This window comes from Paraburkholderia silvatlantica, assembly GCF_003096715.1.
In the GTDB taxonomy this organism is placed as follows: Bacteria; Pseudomonadota; Gammaproteobacteria; order Burkholderiales; family Burkholderiaceae; genus Paraburkholderia; species Paraburkholderia silvatlantica.
This window is the reverse complement of the sequence record NZ_QEOL01000005.1, coordinates 351,793-371,922: the sequence shown is the minus strand read 5'-3', so window position 1 is coordinate 371,922 and position 20,130 is coordinate 351,793. Positions and strand designations below refer to the sequence as shown.

Genomic DNA, 20,130 nt, shown 5'->3' with positions numbered 1-20,130 from the left:
GCCGCTGGCGCGCCCTCGCCGAATTGCGCGCTCAGTCAGCGGTGTCGGCGCCGGCCGGCACCTTCGCGCGCGCCTTGCCGCCGGGTACGGGCGACCACGCCGGACGCGTCTTGCGCTCCGAATCGACAACGACGATGAAGCGTCCCGCCCACGGCGTGATCTCGCGGTCCGAGTGGAGGACCCAGAGCGACTTGCCCGCATCGACCAGCGCCTGGTATTCGGCGTCGATGATGCCGTAGTGGTCGATGAACGCGTTGAGCGTCGCGGGAATCCGCACGCAGCCCTTCGAGTGGCGGATGCCGAGCAGCGGCTCGAGGCGGTCGGGGTCGGTGGCGTGCATCTGGAAGCGCATCTGCGAATAGCCGCCCTTGCCCCAGCCGCGTTCGCCGTCCACCCAGCCGAGGTCGTAGATGCGCATGTCGCGCCGGCCATAGCCGCGGATGTTGTTCTGGTTCATGGTGCCTTCCGCGCGGAAGTCCATATTCAGCGGCGTGTGCTCGAACACGCCGAGCGGCGTGAGGAAGTGGTCGAACTCGCCGGGGCGTCCCGTCGCGACCGGCGACGCGCCGATCATGAGCCAAGGCTCGTCGGGCATGGCGCGGAAGTAGATGAAGAGCGCCTGCACATTCGCGCTGCGATCGACGAGGATGACGAACTCGCCCGCCAGCGCGCCGAGGTTCTTCTCTTCGAGCGCGGCCTGCAGGCGCTGGCCGTAGGCGCGCTGCTCGGCCAGCGGCACATGCAGGCGCCGGTTGACATCGCGCGCGAAGCGCTTGCGCATTTCGAGCGCGCCGCGGGTTTCCTCGGCGGCCTCCTGCGGTGTAAGCATCCGGTGAACGGGCAGCACGAGTTCGGGAGGCGCTGAGGCGGCTTCCGCGGCCGATGCCGCGGAAGCCGGCTGCGCCGACGAAGCGGCGGACGCGCCCGAAGCGCCCGAAACACCCGAAGCAGGCACGGGCACGGAAGCAGCGGAGGCCGCCGAAGCCGCTGTTGCAACCGGCCGAGCCGCCGATGCGCCCGAAGCCGCCGATACAGGGGGCGCGCCCAAAGCGGCCGGCTTCGGCGCTGCCTGCGCCGGCGCGCTGTGCACGGCGCCCGAGGCAACGTGCGCGCCTGAAGCCGTCGCGGCGTCGGAGGCGTAAGCGGCGCTTGCCGCCCACGAAGCGTAAAAACAGGTGGAGAGTGCAATCGCTATTGCGCGGCGCGCCGGCGCGCTCAACCACTGCGTTCTATGATGGGGTGGTTTCGGGGCGTCGCCCCGGACGCCACCGCGTACGCGAGCGCCCATGCGCCGCGAAAAATTGTCGTTCATCGTGAGTCCGGCCGATTATGCGTCTTGTCTGAAGTCGGATACGTCGGGCGCCGTGTCTTGCGGCGTCGCTGACAGCGCCACGACCACCCGACATTAGACCAGACAACGCAGACTAAGCGCATATGTCGCGTACGCAGCCAATTTGAGGACCGCCCATGCCCGCCCAATCGGACGCCAGACCCGCTACCGACCGCCTCGCCCGCCAGCAACGCATCGTCGCCGAACTGAACGTCGCGGCGCGCTTCGACGCACACGCTGAAATCGAGCATCGTGTGCGCTTCCTCGGGGAGCGCCTCGAGGCGAGCGGGCTGCAGACGCTCGTGCTGGGCATCAGCGGCGGCGTCGACTCCGCAACGGCAGGGCGCCTCGCGCAACTGTGCGTGCAAAGCCTGCGCGCGCAGGGCCGGACGGCGGCACGGTTCGTCGCGATGCGTCTGCCCTACGGCAGCCAGCGCGACGAAGCGGACGCCGCGGCTGCGCTCGACTTCATCGCCGCGGACGAAATCCTGACCGTCGACATGCGCCCCGCCGCCGACGCGATGCTCGGCTCGCTCACAGCGGGCGGCATCGCCTTCGCCGACGAGAGCGTGCAGGACAAGGTTCACGGCAACATCAAGGCGCGCGAGCGGATGATTGCGCAGTATGCGGTGGCCAGTGCGCGAGCGGGACTCGTGATCGGCACGGATCACGCGGCGGAATCGCTAATGGGATTTTTCACGAAGTTCGGCGACGGCGGCGCCGACGTGCTGCCGCTCGCGGGCCTGAACAAGCGGCGCGTGCGCGCGCTTGCGCGGGCGCTGGGCGCTCCGGCCACGCTGGTGGAGAAAACGCCCACTGCGGATCTGGAAACGTTGCGCCCGCTGCATCCTGACGAAGACGCCTACGGGATCGGCTATGACGAGATCGACGACTTTCTGGAAGGCCGACCGGTGAGCGAACGCGCGTACGAGACGATCTTTCGCTTTTACGAGTCGACGCGCCACAAGCGGGCGCTGCCCTATACACCGTACGACACCGCCGACGACGGCCGCTGAAGCGCGGCGCGAACGGGTCACCTGCGTTGCGGCGGCTCCTCGTCTTCGAACGGAGTCGCACTCACCCTCAGCGCGACGCCCGCGAGACGGCGGGACTGAAGTTCGCGCGCCACGGCATCGGCCACATACGGCACTTCGGAGTCGAGTTCGAGGTCCGCGTGCGCGTTGGACGTGCCCGCGTCATAAACGGTAATGCCCTTGGCGTACTTGCCGAGTTCCCGCTCGAAAAAGCTGCGGACATCCTGCTCGCTGCAGGTTTCTGGAACATTCCAGACAGTCAGGTGCATGACGGCCTACCTCGCGTGGTATTCGAACCCGATGTGCAGCGTTTAGCGGAACTGGCGGGGTTGCGTCGCGCGCACGCGCACGGGCTGCAGGCTCGCACGAGCGCGTGCGCGGGTCCACGCCACCTGGCCGAGCACGGCAGCGACGCCAAGCAGTAAAAGGCTGGACGTAAGCATTGTTGTGACTCCCTCTTGTTGATGAATGTCAGCATAGTCGCATTTGCTGAGCGGTGCGCTGCGGCATATTGTCTGGCGGCAGATGGCTAACCGATTGCCGTCGGATTGCCCGCCGTGCATGCCTGATCCGGACCGCAATCGGCGTGCCCGACAGGAAAGGTGCGCGCGAAACGGCGCTTCAGGACCCGTCGTCGCGGCTTGCCGAGGTCGTCTCTTCGACCGACCCGCCACAATCCATGCGCGTGAGGCGATTGTACTGATGCACCCAGTTGCCGGTGATCGCGGCCTGCGCCTCGGCCAGCGTCATGCGTCCCGCGCATACGCAGCGCTTCAGGCGCACCGTGAGCAGCGACTTGCGGCGCTCGCCGGCATGGCCGCCCCATGGGATGAGGTCGAAATTGGCCGCAGCGTCCGGCGACCCGCCGAGTACGATCGGCACGCGCCGGTCGAGCGCGTAGCCCACGCCGTCGTCGGCGCCGATGCCACGCGCTGCAAGCATGCGGTCCTTCAGCGCCATGGTCTCGTCGAACGGCGGCGCCACGGTGTCGGCGTAGCCCGGACGGCAGATCGTGTCCGTCACCGACCCCTGCGTGACGCGCGTATCGAGAAGCCGTGGATCTTGCGCGAATGCGGCCTGTGCCGCGCTGCCCGTAGCGAGCGCCAGCAGCGAAACGCGCAACACTCGCGCGCGCCACCGCGGCGCGCCAGTGCGACAAACAATGCCTTCCGCCATGCGGCGCGCGATGCGGCGTATTGCTGCCTTTTCTGCGTTCATGGTTGAGCGCATCGTGCAACACGATGCGCAATGGTTGGTTGGTGCCGGGCTATTAAACCACAATCAAATATTGTCGGGGCAATTGCGCACATTGGTTTGCAGACATGCACTTGCGCACGTCGCGCGCCGGCCCGCGCTCCCGCGCCGCAATCTATCGCAACCTCAAGGTTTCGTATGGAATATTTGCTCTGTAATCCCAGGTAATTTACGCACCTGGCGAAATGTCGGGCCGTTGCGCTGAGGCTGGCAGTTTGGCCGATGGCAGCAGGCGACGCGATAGCGCATAATGGGCCGCCGCCCGGTCAGCTCCAAAGCGGAGCGCATCGCGCGCATTCCAGGAAACGAGGAAACCCCATGTCAATTTCCATGTATCAAGCATCGGTGCCCGTGCTCGTGCGCGGCCTCACCAATCTGCAAAACATCATCGGCAAGGCGCAGGCGCATGCAGCGGAAAAGCAGATCGACCCCTCCGTGCTGACGGGCGCGCGGCTCTTCCCCGACATGCTGCCGCTCATGCGTCAGATCCACATCGCCACCGACACCGCAAAGGGCTGCGCCGCGCGCCTCGCCGGTGTGGAAGCTCCGAAATTCGAGGACGTCGAGGTCACTTTCGACGAATTGCACGCCCGTATCCAGAAGACCATCGACTATCTGAACGGGTTCAAGCCGGAGCAGATCGACGGCACGGAAACACGCAGCATTACGCTCAAGATGCGCAGCGGGCCGATCGAGTTCACGGGCCAGAGCTATCTGCTGGGCTTCGTGCTGCCCAACTTCTTCTTCCATGTCACCACGGCCTACGACATCCTGCGTCACAACGGCGTGGAACTGGGCAAGCTGGACTATCTTGGCGGGCGCTGACGCGAGCCGCTAAACGCGAGCGACAAAAAAGCGTGCGTCGCACACGGCGCCGCACGCTTTCTGGCAATCGTCAGTCCCGGCGGCGGCGTCAATCGAGCGAGAGCCGCAGCGCGAAGCCGATCAACGCGGAGGAGAACGCCCACTTCTGGACCGTCTGCGCGAGCGGATGGCGGCGCAGCCACACGGCGATGCGCGCCGCACCCAGCACGTAGATCACGTCGAAGAGCGCGCACACGGCAACGAGCAGCACGCCCAGCACGGACACCTGCAGCCAGACCGATCCCGCCTCGGGCCGGATGAACTGCGGCAGCAGCACCGAGCAGAACAGCAGCGCCTTCGGGTTCAGCAGGTTCGTGAGCAGCCCCTTGGCGAAATCGGCGCGGCGCGGCCGCGCTATGGCCACGCCCTCCTGCTCGGGCATCGCGAACGCCGGCGCGCGGAAAATCTGCACCGCAATCCACGTGAGATAAACCGCCCCCACGTAACGCACGACTTCATAAAGCCACGGCGCGTTGCGCAGCAAGGCCGCAAGACCGCAGGCCGACAGCGTCACGTGGGTCGCGCGCGCGAGTCCGAGGCCGCAGGCCGCCGCGAAGCCGCTGCGCGTGCCGCGGCTCATGCTGGTCTGCATCACGAGCGCCATGTCGGCGCCGGGCAGCGCGCAGACGATAATCAGGGCGACGATGAACATCAACAGCAGGTGAGCGGAAATCATGTTGGCCTCGCGTGAAAGAGGCTCTATCTTGCCGCTACACGCAGAGCGATTTCTGGCGATTTTCATACCACCCAAGCCAGAGATTGGAGGAATGCGCTAAGATTTCCGAATCCGCACCAGAATTCCCCCAGCCATCATGAGCGATCTCGATAAACTCGACCGGGCGATACTCGGCGCGCTCCAAACCGACGGGCGCATGCCGAACGCACGGCTCGCCGAAACGGTGGGCCTGAGCGAAACGCCGTGCGCGCGGCGCCTCAAGCGCCTCGAACAGGAGGGCTATATCGAGCGTTACCGGGCCGTGCTCTCGCGCCGCGCGCTCGGTTTTGGCGTGGTGGGATTCGTCTCGGTGCGCTTCGCCGTGCACGACCGCGCGCTCGCCGACCGCTTCGAGCGCGAGGTGCTGGCGATCGAGCGCATTCTGTCGTGCCACAACGTATCCGGCACGGCGGACTATATTTTGCAGGTGGTGGCCCGCGATCTCGACGACTACGGCACCTTCATGCGCGACCAGCTGCGCAGCTTGCCCGGTGTCACGTCGGTCGAATCGGCGCTGTCGCTGCGCGAAGTGAAGGCCGAGAGCGGACTGCCCCTGCCCTGAACACACCCAACCCCATTCACGCAAGAACGGAGCTTTCGATGACCCCAGAACAGGCTCGAGCCGAAGAAGCCGCCGCCATGGAGCGCGTCCTGAGCGCGACCCAGCGCGTCAAGTCGGCGTTCACCTCGCTGCAGTCGCAGTTTCCGCCGGAAGGCGATGGCAAGCCGTCGCAGTTCGCGCTGCAGACCTTCGACATGGCACTCCAGGAACTCGAAGACGCCCAGGCCGCCTTCGACGAGATGCTCAACGATCTCTTCGACGGCGAACGTTGAATGAATCTACCCGCGTTTGCTGCGCGCCCTGCATAGCAGAACGGCGCGCAGCGCGTGATCGGCCTCACCCATGATTCGGAATCCAGATCAACATCCACAAGGCATGAGTGATGACATGAGTGCTCCCGTCACCGTGCTCGGCGTGGGCATCGTCGTACGCAACGGCGATATGTGGCTGCTCGGCCTGCGCAAAAGCGCATGGGGCCGCGACACATGGGCGTTCCCCGGCGGCAAGGTCGACCCCGGTGAGGATCCGCTCGCCGCGGCCGCACGCGAGCTGCGCGAGGAAACAGGCCTGGAAACGACCGGCGCGCAAGCCGACGGCTGGGCCAGCGGCTGGCTCGAAGCCGGCCGCGTGCGTCATGTGACGCTGTTCGTCGAGGCCGCCGCGCAGGGCACGCCCGTCGTTGTCGAGCCCGACAAATGCGCGCGGTGGGCATGGTTCGCGCGGGACGCATTACCCACCGACCTGTTCGAGCCCACGCGCCTCTACTTCGAGACCCGCTAGCGCGTCGCGGCGGCGGCGCGCTCCCGTGCGAACGCCGCGATGCGCTCGCAGGCCTCGACGAGCCTCGGTTCGTCCACGACGAAACCAAGCCGCACATAGCCGTTTGCGGTTTCGCCGAACGCGCTTGCGTCGAGCACGGAAACCTTCTGCGCCTCGAACAGCTGCCATGTGAAAGCCTGCGTGTCGAGCCCCGTGCCGCGGATGTCGATCATCATGAACATGCCCGCTTCCGGCAACAGGCACTTGAGACCCGGCACGCCCGCGAGCCGCTCGTAGACGATGTCGCGCCGGCGGCGATAGATCTCGCGCATTTGCGCGACGATCTGCGCGCGGTTGTCGAGCGCCGTGATCGCCGCCTCCTGGATGAAACCGGGCAGCCCATAGAGCATGCAGAGCGCGAGCCGCGCCAGATGCGCGATCATCGTTTCCGGCGCGATCACCCAGCCGAGGCGCCAGCCCGGCATGGCATGCGATTTCGAGAGACTGCCGAGCGTGACCGTGCGCTCCGCCATGCCGTCGAGCGCGGCGATGCTCACGTGCTCGCGCTCGAATGTGAGGTCGGCATAGACCTCGTCGGAGAGCACCCACAGGTCGTGGCGCCTTGCCAGTTGCGCGACGCGTTCGAGGTGCGCGCGCGGCATCACTGCGCCGGTGGGGTTGCACGGCGTCGCGAAGAAGATCGCGCGCGTGCGCGGCGTGACGGCTGCTTCGAGCGCATCGCAGTCGAGATGGAAGCCGCTCCCGGGATCGACGGGCACCGGCACGAGCGTCGCGCCCGACGCGCGGATCGCGGCCTCGTAGGTCAGGTACATCGGCTCGGGCACGAGCACTTCGTCGCCGGCCTCCAGCAAACAGAGCGACGATGCGAACAAGCCGTTCTGCGCGCCTGCGCAGAGGATCACGTTTTGCGCGCCGACCGCGCGCCCGCTCTGCTGCGCATGCTCGCGTGCAATCGCCTCGCGCAGCGGCTCGCGGCCCATGATGGCCGAGTAGTGCGTATCGCCTTCGCGCAGCGCGGCCACGGCGCGCTCGACGATGGGCGCGGGCGTGCCGAAGTCCGGGTCGCCCACGCTCAGCACGATCACGTCCTCGCCACGCGCCGCGGCCTGCACCGCTGCGTGATGGATCTCCCATGCCGTCGTGCGACGGCCCTGCAAGCGCTCGACCAGATTCGAATACTTCATCTTCCGTGACTCTCCCGAACATGCGGCGCGCCTCGCACGCCGCGGCGTTCAAACCGTTCCCGTTGATTCGTGTGTGCCACGATACCAAGGAACGATGCCGCCGGGAAATGTCGGCGCACTCATGCGCGTATCCAACGTGGTGTTAGTATTTCCAGCCTGTTGGATGATCTTTGACCGGCAAACCCGGCGCGCAGCTCCATGTCCTCCCCCTACGAAGTCCCGGCGCTACGGCGCATACACGACATTCTCGACGTGCTCGCGCACGCTCAAGGCCCGATGCGCGCGGCGGCGATCGCGCAGGCCACCGGCCTCTCGCGCAGCACGCTCTACCTGATGCTCGACTCGCTCGAGCGCCGGCGCTGGATCGAAAAGCGCGCCGACGGCTATATCGTCGGCCTCACGTTGTTCGAGCTAGGCAGTGCCTACGTGCGGCACGATCGGCTCCAGGAAGTGTTCCGCCAGGAAGCGACCGTCTTCGTCGCGACGCATAACGAAGTCGTTCAGCTAGCGGTGCTGGACGGCGCAGAAGTCGTGTACCTCGCGCGCGAGGACCCCGCGCGGCCCGTGCGTCTCGTCTCCGATCTCGGCTCGCGGCTGCCCGCGCACTGCAGTGCGCTGGGCAAGGCGCTGCTCGCCAGCCTGTCCGACGACGAGGTCAACGCCATCCTGCCGCGCCAGCTTCCCGCCGTGACGGCCAACACCATCACGCGCAAACAGGACCTGCTGGCGGCGCTCGCCGCGATACGCCGCTCCGGCCTCGCGCACGAGCGGGAAGAAGTGACGGCGGGCATCGCATGCTTCGCGGCGTTCGTCGGCGTAACGGCGCTTGGCAAGCGCGTGGCGGTCAGCGCGAGCCTGCCGCTGGAGCGGCTGGACGCGCGCCGCGAAAAGCGGCTTGCCATCGCGGTGGTCGAGATGGCGCAGCGTATCGCCAAGGGGCTTTGAAGACGCAGGCGCATCGCACGCTCGCGTCGCATGCTCAAGCGCTCTCGCGCGGCACGACGCTGTACTGAATGCGCGTTTTCGCGGGATGCGACGCGCCCGCGCCGTCCACTGCCGCAAGGGCGGCGACGATCGCCTCGCCGGCACGCTGCCCAATGCCGTAGGCATCGACCGAGATCGTGGTGATCGCCGGATAGCAGCACGCCGCGATCTCGAAGTTGCCAAAGCCGGCAACCGCCACGTCGCGGGGCACGCTCAGACCGCGCCGCTGGCACTCCATGATCGCGCCGAACGCCGACATGTCGCTCACGCACATCACCGCCTGCGTGTCGGGCCAGCGTTCGAGCAGATCGGCCATGGCGGGCGCGCCGTGGCTCATCGTGACCGGCGAGTCGCCGAGTTGCACGACGCGGTGCCTTTCGAGCCCGAGCGCCTTCATCTCCATCTGAAAGCCCTTGAGGCGGTCCAGGCCGCGCCGGTCCAGGTCGCCTGCGCCGCCAAGAAAGCCGATGCGGCGATGCCCCTTGTCCGCGAGATAGCGCACCATCTCGCGCGCGGCGCTCACGTTGGAAAAGCCCACGGCCATGTCGATCGGCTCCGTGGGCAGGTCCCACATCTCGACGACCGGCACGCCCGAGCGCTGCAGCAGCGTGCGCGTGGCGTCCGTATGCTGCGCGCCCGTGAGCGCGATGCAGCGCGGCTGGTGGCGCAGCATCTGGCGCACGAGACGCTCCTCGCGATCGAGGAAGTAGTCGGTGTCGCCGATCAGCAGTTCGAGCCCTTGCGGTTCGAGCACGGCGGTGAGGCCGCTCACGGTGTCCGAGAAATTGGAGCTGGAAAGCGAAGGCACGAGCACCGCGACGAACGACGAGCGCCCCGAGGAAAGCGCGCCGGCCGCCGCGTCGGCCACGTAGCCCAGCTCGTCGATGGCGCGCTGCACGCGCTCGCGGGTCGCCTCCGACGCGCTGCGCCCCGCCATCACGCGGGACACCGTCATTTTCGAAACGCCCGCGAGACGGGCGACATCGGACATGCGGGGCGGCGTGGCTTTCGGAGCGCTGGTTTTGGACATCGCGGCTGGACGGCAAAATAAAGGGAACGCATATCATAACGGCTGTGCCCTTCTTTTCCTCATTTCGCGCTGTTGCATGTCATCGCCTTCGTAGGCGCTCATTTAATTCGCCATCCTTATTTTCGTGCCGATCGAGGCGCAAGCCAGCGCCGTTCGAATCGGCAATCCAGGAATTCGGTCACAATCGATGGCGCCAGGGGATGCGCACCCCCGCGCAGACACCCCGCCGCCTATTCACGAGTCTGGAGGAAACTTGCCATGTCAGGACCCGCCCGCACTATCGCCGAGAAACGCGCCGAATTTCGCGCGCTGCACGCCACCGGTTGCTTCGTGCTGCCGAACCCGTGGGACGTGGGCAGCGCGCGCTATCTCCAGCGCCTCGGCTTCAAGGCGCTCGCGACCACCAGCTCCGGCTTTGCGTGGTCGCGCGGCCACGCCGACAACACCCTGCCGCGCGACGCGATCCTCGCGCACCTGCACGAAATCGTCGCGGCCACCGACCTGCCTGTGAACGCCGACTTCGAAAGCGGCTTCGGCGCGGATCCCGCAGACGTCGAAGCAAGCGTGCGCCTCGCCGTCGAGACCGGCGTCGCCGGGCTTTCCGTGGAAGACTCGACCGGCGACGACGCAGCGCCGCTGCTGCCGATCGAGGTTGCCGTCGAGCGCATGCGCGCGGCTCGGCGCGCCATCGACGCGTGCGGCGGCGACACCGTGCTCGTCGGCCGCGCGGAAAACTTCGTGGCGGGCGTGCCCAATCTCGACGACGCCATCGCGCGCTTGCAGGCCTATGCGCAGGCAGGCGCGGATTGCCTCTATGCGCCCGGCATCCAGACACGCGAGCAGATCTCGGCCGTCGTCAGCGCCGTCGCGCCGAAGCCGGTGAACGTGCTGATCGGGGCGAAATCGGCTTTCACGCTCGACGAACTGGCCGCGCTCGGCGTGCGGCGCGTGAGCGTGGGCGGCGCACTCGCCCGCACCGCGTGGGGCGCTTTCATGCACGCGGCGCAACGGCTCACCGAAGGGCGTTTCGACGGCTTCGAAGGCGCGGCCCCCGGCGCGGCGCTGAACGCCGCCTTCCGTAGCGAGAGCTAATCACGCTACGTCGTTCCGCGCGGCTTGCGAGCCGAACGACGAACACGCGGCGACGCCGACGCCCGCGCGCCGGTCACGCCTCCCGCCTCGCCAAAGCACGCCAGCGCCCACGCCACGAACGCGCGCTGCTTCGGGGCCTGTGCGCGGCGATCCGCGTAAAGCAGATGCATGGGCCGCACCGGCGCGGCATACGCCTCGAGCAGCGGCACGAGCCGCCCCGCCGCCATCGACGGCGCGAGGCTCGGCTCGCCCGCCAGCACGATTCCCGCTCCGGCCTCCGCCGCCGCGATCAGCGCGCGGGTGTCGTTGCTGCGCAGCTGGCCGCGCGGCTCGACTTCGATCTGCGTGTCGCCATCCTTGAAGATCCACGTCTGGGGCGCCGGGAAGCTGTCGAACGCGTAATCGAGGCACACGTGCTGCACGAGTTCGCGCGGGTGCGCCGGCGTTCCGTGTGCGGCGAGATAGGCCGGCGCGGCGCACGGCACGAGCCGATAGGGCGCCAGCGGCCGCGCGACCCGTTGCGAGTCGGGCAGCGCGCCGATACGAAACGCGACATCGAAACCGTCCTGCAAGAGGTCGAACTGCCGGTCGCTCAGCACGAGATCGACTTTCACGTCCGGGCAATCCGCGAGAAACGCCTTGATTTCATGCGCAAGCCGGAAGGCGCCGAACGCGACGGGTGCCGTCACGCGCAGCGTGCCTTGCGGGTGGGCGGTCTGCGCGAGCGCGACGGCCTCCGCGGCGGCCGCCTCTTCGAGCACGCGCCGGCAGGCTTCGAAATAGGCGCGGCCGGCCTCCGTGAGGGCGTGCTTGCGCGTCGAGCGCTGCAGCAGGCGCACGCCTAGTGTCTTTTCCAGCGCGTCGACGTGCTTGCCTGCCATCTGCGGCGTCATCGCAAGCATGCGCGCCGCCGCCGTGAACGAACCGGATTCGGCCGTCTTGACGAACACGGTCATGCTGGTCAGTTTGTCCACGATTGGAAATCCGCTATTTCAAGTGTTTCACCAGAATGGCTGATTATCGCATGGGAGTTTCGGCGCTACGCTGGGGCCTCCATTGCAAACCACGGGGCTTCCCATGAACGAACATCGATTGGCTGTCGGCATTCTCGGCGCGGGCGAGATCGGCTCGACGCTGGGCAAACTGCTTGCGCAGGCGGGGCATGAGGTGATGCTCTCGTCGCGCGATCCGAAGGCGCGCACTGAAGAGGCGGCGGCGATCGGCTGCGGGATCGGCACGCTGGAGCAAGCCGCCGCGTTCGGCGAGATCGTGATCTCGGCGCTGCCGCTGAGCGCGCTCGGCGAGATACCGGTCAAAACGCTCGCCGGCAAAGTCGTCATCGACACCATGAACTACTACCCGGCGCGCGACGGCGCCATCGCTGCGTTCGACGAACACCGCGAGGCCACGAGCGAGCGCGTTGCACGGCAGCTCACTGGCGCCCGGGTGGTCAAGGCGTTCAATGCGATTCTTGCGTACGACCTGCCGCGCGAAGAGCGGCCGCCTGTCGAAGGCGGACGGCGTGCGCTACCCGTTGCGGGAGACGACGAAGCGGCGAAGGCGCTCGTGGCCGCGTTGCACGCACAACTCGATTTCGACGTGTTCGACGCGGGCTCGCTTGCCGATAGCTGGCGCTTCGAGCGCGCGAAACCGGCCTATTGCATTCCACTGAATCACACGCAGTTGCGCGCCGCGCTCAACGCTGCCGAACGCGGCAAGGAGCTGCCGCACGGCTCATGGCGACGCAAAGCGCGGCAGGATTGAGGCGGCGTGCAGACGTTCCGCCTCTGCAAGCCGTGCTTAGTCGTAGTGACGGTGCTTGTGGTGCTTGCCGTGATAGCCGCGCGAATAGTCGTCGGCGTAGGAGTTCGAACGCGAAACATTGCCGCCGAGCGCCGAGCCTGCGCCGCCGCCCACCGCCGCCCCGATCAGGCCGCCGGTGCGGCCGCCCATGGCATTGCCCGCCGCCGTGCCTGCGCCGCCGCCGAGCGCGCCGCCGATGATGGCGCCCGTGCGCTCGCGGCGATTCGAGGTGACCGCGCCACCTGCGCCGCCGCCCACCGCGCCGCCGATCACCGCGCCGGTGCTGCCGCCCACGGCGCCGCCCAAAGCCGCGCCGGCGACGCCGCCGAGCGCGCCACCCAGTGCGTTGTTCATATCGCCGGCGAACGCCGGCAGCGAGGCCGCAGCAGTCAAAGCAGCGACGGCAACCATCTGGATGATTTTCTTCGACATAGTTGTTCTCTTACGTTTTTGAGACGGAATGGAGTATAGCGGCCAAAGTGAAAGGGCTTTGTAACACCATAGGCCGAGCGCCGTAAGAGGTGTAACAAAATGGTCCGGCGCGACGGCCTGCCGCTCGCGCTTCGGGGCGCGACTCGAAAACGCGGTGCGGCTTTCGAGCGCCTCGCCCACCGTGTTGCCCGCGCTTTCGACGAGACCTGAAGATAATGCGTAGCCAGCAGCATTTCTCCGACCTCCAGCAACGCTCGTACGTCATCGCCGTAATCACCCGGCCATTCCCGCAATGATTTCTGGTGAGAGGCGCTCGGCTCGGCAGCTTCGATGGCGAGATGTGCGGAGACATTGCCTTCGAGGTGTTTGATGTCGACTTCGACCTATTGCGCCCCGAGATCTTCAAACGTCGTCAGCGCCTGCTCCACGGCCCGCTTTACGTCCGCCTGCAAGTGAAAGAAGAAGTAACCGGGCACCACGCCAATCCGGAGACCCCTGACTCCCGAGTTCAGCCGGGACGGGTAGTCGTCCGGGGGGACCGTCGAGGTTGCGGGATCGGTTGGGTCGGGACCTGCAATCGCATCGAATATCAATGCGCCGTCCTCGACAGTTCGGGTCATGGGCCCTACCGTGGCGACGTGCGCATTTTCCGTTCGTAAAGGCTACGCAACTGCGCGTGCAGGCAGCTGGTTTTCATTCGTCGACACCGGCAATGACGCGGCCGCCGTCGGGGAAGATTAACGCTCAGCGCTGCGTCCCGAATATTCGCAGGGACGGCTAGTCCGAAGCCATCGAACGGCGAGCGTACAGTTTTCATAACGCACGCCGCTCGAACTGGCCATTGGCAAGATCAGATCTGCCCGTCCTCGTGCAATTCGATGCCGGCCATCATTTCGCTGAAGCGCGCCATTTCAGTGTGATCCTTGCCATGCCCCAGCGCCCCCGCGGCGGCGGACCACAATTCGCGGCATAGCGACGAGAACGGCACGGCCACGCCACCCTCATTCGCCACTTCGAGCGCGATGCCGAGATCCTTCGCGAGCAGATCCAGCCCGAAGTTGCTGTTGAAAGCACGCGACAACACGAACTGCCGGAACTTCTTTTGCGTGCTGTTGTTCATGCCCGTGGAAGCGTTGAGCACGTCCACCATCTTCCCGGCATCGAGGCCAAAGCGCTGACCGATGATCAACGCCTCCACGCCGATCAGGAATCCGCCGGCTGACACGAGGTTGTTGAGCGCTTTCATCGCCTGCCCCGCGCCGATCTCGCCGACTTCGGTGACGGTCGTGCCCATCTGGCGCAACAGCGGCATCGCGCGTTCAACATCCGTCGCGGCGCCGCCCGTCATGATCGCCAGTTCACCCGTCTTCGCGCGCGGCACCCCCCCTGAAACCGGCGCATCGATCATCGCGTAGCCCGCGCTCGCCAGCCGCCTGGCCAGCGATTGCGTGATCGAAGGCACACCAGACGTCATGTCGACGACGATCGCGCCCGGCGCGAACGTGCCGATGAGGGGTGTCAGCAACGATTCCACGTGTCGGCTGGTCGGCAAGATCGTGATGATCGCGTCGGCGTCGCGCATCGCCAATTCCGCACTGCCAGCCGCGCTGCCCCCCACTTCAGCGACGAAGTGTTCGGCACGACCCGGCGCGACATCGTAGACGGCAACGTTGAAGCCGGCGCCCACGAGCCGAGCGGCCATCGGCCAGCCCATGTTGCCGATGCCGATGAACGCGACCTTGTTGAAGCCTCCGGCACTCACTTCAGCGCTCCTTCGTTCACGAGCACTTCGTGTGCGGCCTTGAACGCGCTCAAGCCGTGTGGAATGCCCGAATACGCCGTGGCATGCAGCAACGCCGACTTGATTTCCTCGACGCTCACACCGTTGTTCAATGCGCCCTTCACATGCAGCTTGAGTTCGTTCGTATGACCGGCGACCGTCAGGAGCGCCAATTGCATGAGACTGCGCGTGCGGCGGTCGAGCGTATCGTCGCCCCACGCCCAGCCCCAGGCCCACGCGGTCGTCGCGCGCTGGAACGCCATCATGAACGCATCGGCCTTTTCCATCGACGCATCGACATATTCCGCGCCCAACACTTCGCGGCGAATCGGCATGCCTTTCTCAAACAATGCGGTATCTTCTTTCACGACTCCACTCCTTTTTGCAGAACGATAGTTTCAGAAGGCGCGACCGACTCCAGCGAGCGGCCCGTCGTGCGCGGGCCAATCAGCGCAACGACGAGAGCCACCAGAAGCCAGCACACCGAGATATAAGTGAAGACGCTCATGTAGCCGAAGCCGACGTAAAGCGTGCTCACGATAAACGGCCCGATGACGTTCGTCAGGCGTCCGAGCCCGTAGCAGAAGCCCGTGCCCATCGAACGAAGATGCGTGGGATACGACTCCGGCGTGTAGATGTAGAGCGTTGCGTTCATCAACTGGATCGTGATCGTCACCATCGCGCCGAAGATCACGATGAACACCGGCGATGGCGCAAGACCGTACGCCACGCCCGAAACGGCGATCACGAGCGCGTCGACGGCGACGATCCACTTGCGCTCGAAGCGCTCGACCACGCCGCTCGCGAGCCACGCGCCGATGGGATTGCAGATCGCGATCAAGCTCGCGTACTCCAGCGAATGCGCGACGCTAAAGCCGCGCTCCACGAGTAGCGTCGGCACCCACGCGACAAAGCCGTAAAAGCCGAAAGTCTGAAAAATCCAGATCAGCGACAAGCCGATGGTTTGCGCCCGATAGCCGGGTGCGAGCAAGTCGCGCACGGAAGCCTTGCTCTGCGCGGCCGCTTCGTTGGTTGCCGGTTCGTTGACGACTGCGCCTGTTTCAGGTGTCCGGCCCGCTGCGCGTTCGAGCTTTTCAAGCGCGCGCCGGGCTTCGTCAAAGCGCCCTTTCATCAACAGCCAGCGCGGCGATTCGATCAGGCGCAGCGCGAACGGAATCGCCAGTAGTCCCAGGCTTCCCCAGACGAACACGAGACGCCATGCCCACGGCGCGACGGGAACGACAAGACGCGCGACCCACGCCGTCGCCGGAATGCCGACCAGGCCGAGCGTGAAGATCACCCCCATCACCTTGCCTCGTAACCGGGCCGGAAAGAACTCGCTGATGTAGACGTTGGCGATCACCGTCATCGAGGAGAGCCCGATGCCGGTCAGGAAGCGAAATGCGGCCAACGAGAACACGTCCCACGAGATCGCATTGAGCAGCGAAAACAGCGTGTACACGAGGATGCTCAAAATGAACGCGCGCTTGCGGCCGAAACGGTCGGCGAGCAGGCCACCGCTCGCGCCGCCGATGAACATGCCGCCGAAACTGAACGACGTGATCAGCGCGACGTCGTGCACGGGAATTTTCCAGTGGCTCACGATCGCGGGCGCCGCATACGCGAAAGTGTTCAGGTCCGCGAGTTCGAAGAAATACGCGAAAGCTAGCGCGCAGGCCGCGACTTTGTGGAAAGTCGTGATCGGCAACGCGTCCATGCGACTACTGATGTTACTCATTGGGTCCCCTCCATTTTTTCAGATTGTCTGTCAATCTGCCAATTCAATGGGCGCACTATGACACCTCGAAGATTGTCTGTCAATCTGCAAATATGGCGGCTATGGTAAAATTTCGGCTCCGACGCGAGAACCCGATGAAGAACGATTCCCTCAAAGTCACGCCCCTTTCCGTACGAAGCCAGGTTGAGGCGGGATTGCGTACGGCGATCACGTCCGGCCGCTTTCTGCCCGGCGATCACCTGCCGGACCGCTTGCTATGCGAGACGTTCGGCACAAGCCGTAGCGTGGTGCGCGAAGCCATTCGCCTGATGGAAGCCGAAGGACTCGTGGTGGTGCATCCGAATCGCGGGCCGTTCGTGGCGACGCTTTCGATGGAGGAAGCGGCGGATATCTACGAGATTCGCGGGTCGCTCGAGGCGCTGGCTGGAGAGGGTTTTGCGACCAGGGCGAGCGACGACGAGCGCGCCGAATTGCGTCGCGTGTATGAAGAACTGCGCGCGGCCGGCGTCGATCGCGATCAGCTCATCGACATCAAGCGCCGCTTCTATGAAGTGCTGACGCGCGGCAGCGGCAACAAGCTCATCAAGGGCATGCTCGATCGCCTGCTGATTCGCAACTCGCAGTTGCGCGCACTGTCGCTGTCGAGCGAGGGACGGCTGCCGGAAACGCTCGCAGAGATCGGCCGAATCATGACAGCGATAGAGCGCAAGGATGGGGCAGCGGCTGCGCACGCCTGCCGAGCGCACATCAAGGCGGCAGCCGAAGTCGCACTACGCATTCTCGCGGAACGCGAGACGCAGCCAGAGGCGCGAGCAGGCGAACGCTGATCGTCCGTGCATGCAGAGCCCATGCAAAGGCAAGGTTCGCGCCAGCCGTCATCATGCGAATCGTCCAAAATCTGCGGGGACGCTTAGGTATGACTCATTTCGTGAGCAACTGGTCCCAGCGCCGTGACGCACCTTATTCCCACGAGACGCACTTTGTTCCCACGGATCAGCCGACAACCCTCTTGAAATGAGTGTTATCGCCCATATCGTAAAATTCCGATATATGATTCGGACAGTTACGATGCAGCCGCGATGAAGAACCCTCCTACCGCTCCCGCTCTAGACGTCGACGCGATCTGCAAGGCGCTCTCCAATCCTGTGCGCCGCGAGATTCTTGCGTGCCTGCGCGAGCCGCAGGTGCACTTTGGCGATCAGGAGCTGCCGCTCGAAAACGGCGTTTGCGCGGGCAAGATCGACGCGCATTGCGAGCTTTCGCAATCCACGGTGTCCGCGCATCTGGCCGTGTTGCAGAAGGCCGGACTCGTCACGTCCAAACGCGTGGGGCAGTGGGTGTTCTTCAAGCGCAACGAGCCGGTCATCGAGGCGTTTATCGCTCATATGAACGCGCAGTTGTGATTCCGCGGTTGTGATGCTTCAGCGACGAAACCTCTGCTGAACATGCATCGTCCGTCGATTCCCTATCGCTTTTCAGCCCGCGGGCCGCGCCCGCAGACAAGGTGACCCTACATGGCAACGCTTTTCGACCCCATCCAGATCGGCGACCTCACGCTGCCGAACCGCATCATCATGGCCCCGCTCACGCGTCAACGCGCAGGCGAAGTGCGCGTGCCCAACGAACTCATGGCGAAGTACTACGCCGAGCGCGCGACGGCCGGCCTCATCATCAGCGAGGCGACCTCGGTGACGCCGCAAGGCGTCGGCTATGCGGAAACGCCGGGCATCTGGTCGCAAGAGCAAGTGCAAGGCTGGAAGATCGTGACCGATGCGGTGCATGCCGCGGGCGGCCGCATCTTCTTGCAGCTATGGCACGTGGGCCGTGTGTCCGACCCTGTGTTCCTGAACGGCGAGTTGCCGGTAGCGCCCAGCGCCATCGCGCCGCAAGGCAACGTGAGCCTCGTGCGTCCGCAGCGTGGTTTCGTCACGCCGCGCGCGCTGGAAACTGAAGAGATCGCCGGCGTGATCGCCGCATTCCGCCAGGGTGCCGTCAACGCGAAGGCGGCCGGTTTCGACGGCGTGGAAATTCACGGCGCGAACGGCTATCTGCTCGACCAGTTCCTGCAGGACAGCACCAACCAGCGCACGGACGCCTATGGCGGCCCGATCGAAAATCGCGCGCGGCTGCTGCTCGAAATCACCGACGCGTGTATCGACGTGTGGGGCGCGGATCGCGTGGGCATGCATATCGCACCGCGCGGCGACGCACACACGATGGGCGATTCGAATCCGGCGGCGACGTTCGGCTATGTGGCGCGCGAGCTCGGCAAGCGCAAGATCGCGTTCCTGTTCGCGCGCGAATCGCTTGGCGAGAACCGTCTCGGGCCCCAGCTGAAAGCCGAATTCGGCGGCCCGTTCATCGCGAACGAAAAGTTCTCGCTGGAATCGGCACAGGCCGTGCTCGCCGCAGGCGAAGCCGACGCAGTCGCGTGGGGTCAGCTCTTCATCGCGAACCCCGATCTGCCGCGCCGTTTCGAATTGAACGCGCCGCTGAACGCCCCCAATCCGTCGACGTATTACGCGCGCGGCGAAACGGGCTACACGGACTACCCGTCGCTCGAAAGCGCGGCGTAAAGATCACATAAGCAGATCGCACGCGGCCCATGGCCGCATGCCGCCAGGCGGCCACGGCGCGGACATTCTGTCTCGCCGTGGCCGTTTTGCTCTGCAAGTCCTGAAAATACGGGGCTCGCGCGACCGGGTGCTAACGCTCAGACAAATCACGCTTGCGACCCGCGGGCAGCGCTTTTTTGCGCGATAGGCGGATTCAATTGGTATCCCGCGCCCGGATATCCTTGAATACAAACCCGCCTTCCAACCCTCCTCGCTGACCGGAGCCAAGTCATGCCGAAGACCGCCGATGCTTCCGAGATCGTCCATACCATCGCCGAAGAAACCAACACGCCGGAGGAAACGGTCGCGCGCATCTACGCCGACACGCTCAATGAATATCGGGCGCAAGCGCGCATCCAGGACTATCTGCCGCTTTTCGCCGCGCGCAAGACGCGTGCGACATTGCGGCAAAATGGCACGAAGCCGCACTAATCGCCCGCACTAATCCCCGTCTGTCATCTTGTCTTCGAGCCGGCCCCAAGCAGGCCGGCCGCTCCACCCCCCGTCACGATTTTCCGAACGGTGCGCGCCCGCAGAGGGCCCGCACCGCTGCATCCATTGGCCAACCCGGCCGCCCCTGTGCATCCCCTCTTAAGCCTGGTTTAATTCTTTGCTGCAACCATAGTCTCAACCCCTGTTGAGCCGCCGGAACATCGGCGGCATTTTTTTGCACGGCAAGCCTGGGAAGGAGCGAAGTCATGGTTGAAGACGATGTGCTGGTGCACCTGCAATCCCTGCTGCGCGAAGGCGCCGCTTCGACGGTCGCGTCGTGCCGGGTCTCCACGCCGCTCCAGCATCCGTGGGGCCGCGCCTACCGGCTCGTCGAATGGACGACTCCGCTCGACGACAGCGCGCGCCGCCAAGTCGTGCCCGCCGAAAGCACGGCGCTCGACATCGCCCGCCTCGTTGCGCAGCACGTGCCCGGCCGCCGCA

General features: G+C 65.7%; 24 protein-coding genes and 2 pseudogenes. 13 read left to right on the top strand and 13 right to left on the bottom strand.

Going from position 1 to position 20,130, the window contains the following annotated elements:
• Nucleotides 1-31: 31 nt before the first annotated feature.
• A complete protein-coding gene (locus C7411_RS09880; RefSeq protein WP_110383645.1) occupies nt 32-1,288 on the bottom strand; it encodes a L,D-transpeptidase in 1,257 nt (418 codons plus the stop codon).
• A gap of 179 nt (nt 1,289-1,467) precedes the next feature.
• Here C7411_RS09880 and nadE point away from each other — a divergent pair, with 179 nt between their 5' ends.
• On the top strand, nt 1,468-2,346 hold the full coding sequence (gene nadE, locus C7411_RS09875; protein WP_110383606.1) for an ammonia-dependent NAD(+) synthetase: 879 nt from the start codon (nt 1,468-1,470) through the stop codon (nt 2,344-2,346).
• A 17-nt stretch (nt 2,347-2,363) separates the two neighbouring features.
• Here nadE and C7411_RS09870 read toward each other — a convergent pair whose 3' ends face one another.
• From C7411_RS09870 to C7411_RS09865, 3 genes are all read right to left on the bottom strand, one after another.
• Nucleotides 2,364-2,633, bottom strand: a complete 270-nt coding sequence (locus C7411_RS09870; RefSeq protein WP_110383605.1) for an RNA-binding protein — start codon at nt 2,631-2,633, stop codon at nt 2,364-2,366.
• Between the two features lie 42 nt (nt 2,634-2,675).
• Nucleotides 2,676-2,807, bottom strand: coding sequence for a hypothetical protein (locus tag C7411_RS38610; protein WP_258365415.1), 132 nt, complete (start codon nt 2,805-2,807; stop codon nt 2,676-2,678).
• 178 nt (nt 2,808-2,985) lie between these two features.
• Nucleotides 2,986-3,489, bottom strand: a complete 504-nt coding sequence (locus C7411_RS09865; RefSeq protein ID WP_373682569.1) for a hypothetical protein — start codon at nt 3,487-3,489, stop codon at nt 2,986-2,988.
• 447 nt (nt 3,490-3,936) lie between these two features.
• Between C7411_RS09865 and C7411_RS09860 the strand changes: the two genes are divergently transcribed.
• Nucleotides 3,937-4,443, top strand: a complete 507-nt coding sequence (locus tag C7411_RS09860) for a DUF1993 domain-containing protein (protein WP_110383604.1) — start codon at nt 3,937-3,939, stop codon at nt 4,441-4,443.
• An 88-nt stretch (nt 4,444-4,531) separates the two neighbouring features.
• Here the strand turns inward: C7411_RS09860 and C7411_RS09855 are convergent, their stop codons facing one another.
• Nucleotides 4,532-5,158 (bottom strand): LysE family translocator, encoded by a 627-nt coding sequence (locus C7411_RS09855; RefSeq protein WP_110383603.1) that lies wholly within the window; start codon nt 5,156-5,158, stop codon nt 4,532-4,534.
• A gap of 136 nt (nt 5,159-5,294) precedes the next feature.
• Here C7411_RS09855 and C7411_RS09850 point away from each other — a divergent pair, with 136 nt between their 5' ends.
• From C7411_RS09850 to C7411_RS09840, 3 genes are all read left to right on the top strand, one after another.
• Nucleotides 5,295-5,759, top strand: coding sequence for an Lrp/AsnC family transcriptional regulator (locus C7411_RS09850; RefSeq protein ID WP_110383602.1), 465 nt, complete (start codon nt 5,295-5,297; stop codon nt 5,757-5,759).
• Between the two features lie 38 nt (nt 5,760-5,797).
• Nucleotides 5,798-6,031, top strand: coding sequence for a hypothetical protein (locus C7411_RS09845; protein WP_042266486.1), 234 nt, complete (start codon nt 5,798-5,800; stop codon nt 6,029-6,031).
• A gap of 115 nt (nt 6,032-6,146) precedes the next feature.
• Complete coding sequence (locus C7411_RS09840; RefSeq protein ID WP_181431313.1) at nt 6,147-6,539, top strand: nucleotide triphosphate diphosphatase NUDT15; 393 nt, start codon at nt 6,147-6,149, stop codon at nt 6,537-6,539.
• On the opposite strand, the gene C7411_RS09835 is transcribed toward C7411_RS09840, so the two are convergent.
• Complete coding sequence (locus tag C7411_RS09835; RefSeq protein ID WP_110383600.1) at nt 6,536-7,723, bottom strand: pyridoxal phosphate-dependent aminotransferase; 1,188 nt, start codon at nt 7,721-7,723, stop codon at nt 6,536-6,538. The two genes, C7411_RS09840 and C7411_RS09835, sit on opposite strands and share 4 nt — an antisense overlap.
• Nucleotides 7,724-7,921: 198 nt before the next feature.
• Between C7411_RS09835 and C7411_RS09830 the strand changes: the two genes are divergently transcribed.
• The gene (locus tag C7411_RS09830) at nt 7,922-8,668 is read left to right on the top strand and encodes an IclR family transcriptional regulator (protein WP_110383599.1); all 747 of its coding nucleotides are present in this window, start codon (nt 7,922-7,924) and stop codon (nt 8,666-8,668) included.
• Between the two features lie 34 nt (nt 8,669-8,702).
• On the opposite strand, the gene C7411_RS09825 is transcribed toward C7411_RS09830, so the two are convergent.
• Nucleotides 8,703-9,698 (bottom strand): LacI family DNA-binding transcriptional regulator, encoded by a 996-nt coding sequence (locus C7411_RS09825; RefSeq protein WP_110383598.1) that lies wholly within the window; start codon nt 9,696-9,698, stop codon nt 8,703-8,705.
• 297 nt (nt 9,699-9,995) lie between these two features.
• Between C7411_RS09825 and C7411_RS09820 the strand changes: the two genes are divergently transcribed.
• Complete coding sequence (locus C7411_RS09820) at nt 9,996-10,829, top strand: isocitrate lyase/PEP mutase family protein (RefSeq protein WP_110383597.1); 834 nt, start codon at nt 9,996-9,998, stop codon at nt 10,827-10,829.
• Between the two features lie 5 nt (nt 10,830-10,834).
• On the opposite strand, the gene C7411_RS09815 is transcribed toward C7411_RS09820, so the two are convergent.
• Nucleotides 10,835-11,803 carry a LysR family transcriptional regulator gene (locus C7411_RS09815; RefSeq protein WP_110383596.1) on the bottom strand — a complete coding sequence of 323 codons (969 nt, stop codon included), beginning with the start codon at nt 11,801-11,803 and terminating at the stop codon, nt 10,835-10,837.
• A 103-nt stretch (nt 11,804-11,906) separates the two neighbouring features.
• On the opposite strand from C7411_RS09815, the gene C7411_RS09810 reads away from it, so the two are divergent.
• Nucleotides 11,907-12,593 (top strand): NADPH-dependent F420 reductase, encoded by a 687-nt coding sequence (locus C7411_RS09810; protein ID WP_243413102.1) that lies wholly within the window; start codon nt 11,907-11,909, stop codon nt 12,591-12,593.
• A 36-nt stretch (nt 12,594-12,629) separates the two neighbouring features.
• On the opposite strand, the gene C7411_RS09805 is transcribed toward C7411_RS09810, so the two are convergent.
• From C7411_RS09805 to C7411_RS09785, 5 genes and pseudogenes are all read right to left on the bottom strand, one after another.
• Nucleotides 12,630-13,064 carry a hypothetical protein gene (locus tag C7411_RS09805; RefSeq protein WP_110383594.1) on the bottom strand — a complete coding sequence of 145 codons (435 nt, stop codon included), beginning with the start codon at nt 13,062-13,064 and terminating at the stop codon, nt 12,630-12,632.
• A gap of 383 nt (nt 13,065-13,447) precedes the next feature.
• Nucleotides 13,448-13,693 (bottom strand): annotated as a pseudogene (locus C7411_RS09800) (amidase family protein); the annotation flags it as partial.
• A gap of 221 nt (nt 13,694-13,914) precedes the next feature.
• Nucleotides 13,915-14,826 (bottom strand): NAD(P)-dependent oxidoreductase, encoded by a 912-nt coding sequence (locus tag C7411_RS09795; RefSeq protein ID WP_243413101.1) that lies wholly within the window; start codon nt 14,824-14,826, stop codon nt 13,915-13,917.
• Nucleotides 14,823-15,212: a carboxymuconolactone decarboxylase family protein gene (locus C7411_RS09790; protein ID WP_110383592.1), complete on the bottom strand. Its 390-nt coding sequence runs from the start codon at nt 15,210-15,212 to the stop codon at nt 14,823-14,825. Before C7411_RS09790 ends, C7411_RS09795 begins: the two co-directional genes overlap by 4 nt.
• Nucleotides 15,209-16,582: an MFS transporter gene (locus C7411_RS09785; protein ID WP_110383591.1), complete on the bottom strand. Its 1,374-nt coding sequence runs from the start codon at nt 16,580-16,582 to the stop codon at nt 15,209-15,211. The genes C7411_RS09790 and C7411_RS09785 overlap by 4 nt, the downstream gene beginning before the upstream one ends.
• A 134-nt stretch (nt 16,583-16,716) precedes the next feature.
• Here C7411_RS09785 and C7411_RS09780 point away from each other — a divergent pair, with 134 nt between their 5' ends.
• The 5 genes and pseudogenes from C7411_RS09780 to C7411_RS09760 all read left to right on the top strand — a co-directional run.
• Nucleotides 16,717-17,409, top strand: coding sequence for a GntR family transcriptional regulator (locus C7411_RS09780; protein WP_207786527.1), 693 nt, complete (start codon nt 16,717-16,719; stop codon nt 17,407-17,409).
• A 252-nt stretch (nt 17,410-17,661) separates the two neighbouring features.
• Nucleotides 17,662-17,985 (top strand): ArsR/SmtB family transcription factor, encoded by a 324-nt coding sequence (locus C7411_RS09775; RefSeq protein WP_110383589.1) that lies wholly within the window; start codon nt 17,662-17,664, stop codon nt 17,983-17,985.
• Between the two features lie 111 nt (nt 17,986-18,096).
• Entirely contained in the window at nt 18,097-19,158 is a 1,062-nt protein-coding gene (locus C7411_RS09770) for an alkene reductase (RefSeq protein ID WP_110383588.1), read from the top strand.
• A 270-nt stretch (nt 19,159-19,428) separates the two neighbouring features.
• A complete protein-coding gene (locus tag C7411_RS09765) occupies nt 19,429-19,629 on the top strand; it encodes a DUF3562 domain-containing protein (protein ID WP_028202533.1) in 201 nt (66 codons plus the stop codon).
• A gap of 266 nt (nt 19,630-19,895) precedes the next feature.
• Nucleotides 19,896-20,126 (top strand): annotated as a pseudogene (locus C7411_RS09760) (DUF2866 domain-containing protein); the annotation flags it as partial.
• Nucleotides 20,127-20,130 lie beyond the last annotated feature (4 nt).

Coding starts and splice junctions, on each gene's coding strand:
- C7411_RS09880 (WP_110383645.1), bottom strand. CDS start 1,288: ATGGGCGCTCGCGTACGCGGTGGCGTCCGGGGCGACGCCCCGAAACCA.
- nadE (WP_110383606.1), top strand. CDS start 1,468: ATGCCCGCCCAATCGGACGCCAGACCCGCTACCGACCGCCTCGCCCGC.
- C7411_RS09870 (WP_110383605.1), bottom strand. CDS start 2,633: ATGCACCTGACTGTCTGGAATGTTCCAGAAACCTGCAGCGAGCAGGAT.
- C7411_RS38610 (WP_258365415.1), bottom strand. CDS start 2,807: ATGCTTACGTCCAGCCTTTTACTGCTTGGCGTCGCTGCCGTGCTCGGC.
- C7411_RS09860 (WP_110383604.1), top strand. CDS start 3,937: ATGTCAATTTCCATGTATCAAGCATCGGTGCCCGTGCTCGTGCGCGGC.
- C7411_RS09855 (WP_110383603.1), bottom strand. CDS start 5,158: ATGATTTCCGCTCACCTGCTGTTGATGTTCATCGTCGCCCTGATTATC.
- C7411_RS09850 (WP_110383602.1), top strand. CDS start 5,295: ATGAGCGATCTCGATAAACTCGACCGGGCGATACTCGGCGCGCTCCAA.
- C7411_RS09845 (WP_042266486.1), top strand. CDS start 5,798: ATGACCCCAGAACAGGCTCGAGCCGAAGAAGCCGCCGCCATGGAGCGC.
- C7411_RS09840 (WP_181431313.1), top strand. CDS start 6,147: ATGAGTGCTCCCGTCACCGTGCTCGGCGTGGGCATCGTCGTACGCAAC.
- C7411_RS09835 (WP_110383600.1), bottom strand. CDS start 7,723: ATGAAGTATTCGAATCTGGTCGAGCGCTTGCAGGGCCGTCGCACGACG.
- C7411_RS09830 (WP_110383599.1), top strand. CDS start 7,922: ATGTCCTCCCCCTACGAAGTCCCGGCGCTACGGCGCATACACGACATT.
- C7411_RS09825 (WP_110383598.1), bottom strand. CDS start 9,698: ATGTCCGATGTCGCCCGTCTCGCGGGCGTTTCGAAAATGACGGTGTCC.
- C7411_RS09820 (WP_110383597.1), top strand. CDS start 9,996: ATGTCAGGACCCGCCCGCACTATCGCCGAGAAACGCGCCGAATTTCGC.
- C7411_RS09810 (WP_243413102.1), top strand. CDS start 11,907: ATGAACGAACATCGATTGGCTGTCGGCATTCTCGGCGCGGGCGAGATC.
- C7411_RS09805 (WP_110383594.1), bottom strand. CDS start 13,064: ATGTCGAAGAAAATCATCCAGATGGTTGCCGTCGCTGCTTTGACTGCT.
- C7411_RS09785 (WP_110383591.1), bottom strand. CDS start 16,582: ATGAGTAACATCAGTAGTCGCATGGACGCGTTGCCGATCACGACTTTC.
- C7411_RS09780 (WP_207786527.1), top strand. CDS start 16,717: ATGAAGAACGATTCCCTCAAAGTCACGCCCCTTTCCGTACGAAGCCAG.
- C7411_RS09775 (WP_110383589.1), top strand. CDS start 17,662: ATGAAGAACCCTCCTACCGCTCCCGCTCTAGACGTCGACGCGATCTGC.
- C7411_RS09770 (WP_110383588.1), top strand. CDS start 18,097: ATGGCAACGCTTTTCGACCCCATCCAGATCGGCGACCTCACGCTGCCG.
- C7411_RS09765 (WP_028202533.1), top strand. CDS start 19,429: ATGCCGAAGACCGCCGATGCTTCCGAGATCGTCCATACCATCGCCGAA.